Source organism: Pseudomonas sp. P5_A2_2 (assembly GCF_054177685.1).
In genome coordinates this window covers 1-3,661 of the sequence record NZ_JBGCUL010000443.1, presented here as the reverse complement: position 1 = coordinate 3,661, position 3,661 = coordinate 1, and the positions used below count along the sequence as shown (strand labels likewise).

4 protein-coding genes are annotated in these 3,661 nt (G+C 58.4%); 3 read left to right on the top strand and 1 reads right to left on the bottom strand.

The features are described 5' to 3' along the window. The 3 genes from ACXRVY_RS20075 to ACXRVY_RS20065 all read left to right on the top strand — a co-directional run. Positions 1–663: class II aldolase/adducin family protein (locus tag ACXRVY_RS20075; protein WP_458238067.1), on the top strand; the 663-nt coding region annotated here is incomplete at its 5' end. After that, positions 663–1,565 carry an alpha/beta fold hydrolase gene (locus ACXRVY_RS20070; RefSeq protein ID WP_223463391.1) on the top strand — a complete coding sequence of 301 codons (903 nt, stop codon included), beginning with the start codon at positions 663–665 and terminating at the stop codon, positions 1,563–1,565. The genes ACXRVY_RS20075 and ACXRVY_RS20070, both read left to right, overlap by 1 nt. Positions 1,566–1,735: 170 nt before the next feature. Beyond that, on the top strand, positions 1,736–2,647 hold the full coding sequence (locus tag ACXRVY_RS20065; protein WP_223463390.1) for an SDR family oxidoreductase: 912 nt from the start codon (positions 1,736–1,738) through the stop codon (positions 2,645–2,647). A gap of 73 nt (positions 2,648–2,720) precedes the next feature. Here the strand turns inward: ACXRVY_RS20065 and ACXRVY_RS20060 are convergent, their stop codons facing one another. Further along, positions 2,721–3,491, bottom strand: a complete 771-nt coding sequence (locus ACXRVY_RS20060) for an N-acetylmuramoyl-L-alanine amidase (RefSeq protein WP_223463410.1) — start codon at positions 3,489–3,491, stop codon at positions 2,721–2,723. Positions 3,492–3,661: the final 170 nt, after the last annotated feature.

Sequence of the window (3,661 nt, the reverse complement as noted above, 5' to 3'; positions counted from 1 at the left end):
GACCTGATCTTCACCCATATCTCCGCCAAGGTGCCCGGCACCGAAGATTTCCTGATCAACCCGTTCGGGTTGATGTTTCATGAAGTTACCGCGTCGAGCCTGGTCAAGGTGGATCAGGCCGGCAACAAGCTGATGGACAGTCCTTACGAGATCAATCCGGCGGGTTACACCATCCACAGCGCCGTGCATGAAGTTCGTCACGATGTCGTCTGCGTGCTCCACACCCACACGGCTTCAGGGGTGGCGGTGTCGGCACAGAAGCAGGGCGTTCTGCCGATCAGTCAACAGTCGTTGTTCGTGCTTTCCAGCCTGGCCTACCACGCCTACGAAGGCGTGGCGCTCAACCATGAAGAGAAAGTGCGGCTGCAGGCCGACCTCGGTGAAAACAATTTCCTGATGCTGCATAACCACGGTCTGCTGACCTGCGGCAGCACCATCGCCGATACGTTCCTGATGATGTTCACCTTTACGCGTGCCTGCGACATTCAGGTCATGGCGCAAAACGGTGCCGCTGAACTGATTGCCATCGAACCGCAGATTCTGGCAGGCGCCAAAGCCATGATCGCGGGTGTCACCCGAAGTGCTCAAGGCATGGGCGGAGCGCTGGCATGGCCGGCGCTGCTGCGTAAACTCGATAAACTGGACCCGGGCTATAAACTCTGATGGAACTCGCCGAGATCCCCTTGTGTGTCTGGCGTAAACGCAGCCAGACGTTCGTATTCCGTGGTCAAAGCATCCGTTACTGGACAGCAGGGCAGGGTGAGCCGCTGTTGCTCATTCACGGCTTCCCGTCCGCCAGTTGGGACTGGCATTACTTGTGGCAGCCTTTGAGCCAGCGGTTTCGCGTGATCGCTTGCGACATGCTGGGCTTCGGCGACTCGGCCAAACCGGCGAATCACGAATACAGCCTGTTGGAGCAAGCGGATCTGCAACAGGCACTGCTTGAACACCTGAATGTCGAACAGCCGGTGCACCTGTTCGCCCACGATTACGGCGACAGCGTGGCCCAGGAACTGCTGGCCCGGCATTACGAGTCGCGGGTGGAGCTGGCCAGTTGCGTGTTTCTCAACGGCGGGTTGTTTGCGGAAACCCATCGCCCGGTATTGATACAAAAACTCTTGCTCAGCCCAGTGGGCTGGATCATTGGCCGCGCCTTCAGCCGTGATGGTCTGGTGAGAAACTTCCGGCAGATTTTCGGTCCGCAAACCCGCCCCAGTGAAAGCCAGATGGATGATTTCTGGAGCCTGGTCGAAAGCCAGCGCGGGCCACGGATCATGCATAAATTGATCGCCTACATCCCGGAGCGACGCGTCTGGCGCAACCGCTGGGTGAGCGCGATGCAACGCGGTGAAGTGCCGCTGCGAATGATCGATGGCGGGGTCGATCCGATCTGCGGCGCGCACATGGTCGAGCGTTACCGGGAGCTGATCCCGGAGGCGGACACGGTCGTATTGCCCGACATCGGCCACTACCCGCAGATCGAGGCCCCTTGTGAAGTGCTCAAGCACTACTTGGCGTTTCGCGATCAATTGCTGTTGCCGCCGTGCAAGGCGGCGTGTTCCTGATTCGCAGCGTTGAATCTGTTCTGCTTCTGTGGGACCGCGTCATCCTGTCCGATGCGATCATCATCCCCCAGCCTTATCGCCCACCATTCAGCCTCCCCCGTGTTCATTGTGACCTGCCGCGCAGTGCCTGAAACTCGGACTCATTGTTCCCTGGCCTGCTGGAGTCCCCCATGAATGAGTCTGTGCGCTTCGAAGATAAAGTCGTGATCATCACCGGAGCCGGTGGCGGCCTGGGACGGGCGCATGCACTGCTGTTCGCCAAACAGGGCGCCAGGGTGCTGGTCAACGATCTTGGCGGCTCGGCCCAGGGCGAAGGCGCCAACGCTTCGGCTGCCGACCGCGTGGTAGCGGACATTCGCGAGGCCGGCGGCATCGCCGAGGCCAACCACGACTCGGTCACTGACGGTGACAAACTGGTCCAGCACGCCCTGGACGTCTTCGGTCGCGTCGACGTGGTGGTCAACAACGCCGGGATCCTGCGTGACAAGACCTTCCACAAAATGGATGACGCCGACTGGGATCTGGTTTACCGCGTCCACGTCGAAGGTGCCTACAAAGTCACCCGTGCCGCCTGGCCGCACATGCGCGAGCAAAACTACGGTCGGGTGATTTTCACTGCGTCGACCTCGGGCATCTATGGCAACTTCGGCCAGTCCAACTACGGTATGGCCAAGCTCGGTCTCTATGGCCTGACCCGTACCCTGGCCATCGAAGGCCGCAAGAACAACATCCTGGTCAACGCCATCGCCCCCACCGGCGGCACGCGCATGACCGAAGGCTTGATCCCGCCGCAGGTCTTCGAACAGCTCAAGCCGGAACTGGTCAGCCCGCTGGTGGTGTACCTGGCCAGCGAGAACTGCCAGGAAACCTCCGGTCTGTTTGAAGTCGGCGGCGGCTGGATGGGCAAGGTCCGCTGGGAGCGCAGCCTCGGTGCCGGGTTCGATCCACGGACGGGTTTCTCCCCGGAAGACGTGGCGGCGCACTGGCAGCAGATTTGCGACTTCGAGGGTGCGGCGCATCCGAAAGACAACATCGAAGCGCTGAAGGAAATGATGGGGAATTTGCACAGATATACGCTCTGATAGCGCCGGCAAGGCCACATTGATTGACCTTGCCGGTTGTTGCGTTTGTCGGCTGGGAGCCGTTTGTTACCGATCAGCCAGGAAAGTATTTGACTACCAGTGCCTTCAGATTGGCAGCTGTTTGCACGTCCATTTTTCCGTCGAAGTTTTCCGGGCGAAAATGCATCTGGAATGCCCGCACCAACTGTTGAAAGCCGCCTTCCGTTGACGCGCCCGAAACATCGTATCCATAGGTTTTGAACAGTCCCAACAATTCGTTTCGGGCGGGAATGCCCGAAGTGTTGTATTGGCGCAGATACTCGTCCCGAGTGGTTGCATCGAACCAGGCGCCGACGCCTTTCAAGTACAGCGCCTGCCAGGGAAACATCGGCCCCGGGTCACTCTTGCGACCGATCGAAACATCGGAGTGGCCCAAAACCTGCGTCGGTGTGATATCCGGGTAGCGCTTGAGGATGTTCAGCGCCAGTTGTTCAATCGCAGCAATCTGCTCGGGGTGATACGGCGGGAAGGTGAATTCGCCTTTGTTGTCGGTCGCCAGGTTGACGACTTCAATGCCGATGGACGTGTCATTCAGATTGCTGCGGTTACCCCACTGACTGACACCTGCGTGCCACGCGCGACAGGTTTCATCCACCAGGCTGAAAACTTCCTGCACGGTATGGCCGGCTTTCAGGTAACTGGGGTCAGTGATATCTGGAATCAGATAGTGCGCGCTGACATTCGGGCCGGTCAGGGCACTGACAGAACTTGAAAAGTTAGCGGCCGTGTAGTGAAGAATCAGAAAGCGTATTCGACTGTTGAAGCTTCGGGTTGAGCGATACTGGTTGTAGTTGATGGGTTTCATGGTTGCACTCGCAATAAGTAAGTTTGAAGCCGGACGAAGATAAAAGTCGTGCGCCGACTTGCTGTTCAACTTAATGGCTCGAGTGCCATTGGTGTTTACCTATGCTTGTAGGTGCTTTCTGAAAGAAATGTAGGTATTCGAAGTTTTGCCTGGATGGTCAGGGGTTACCG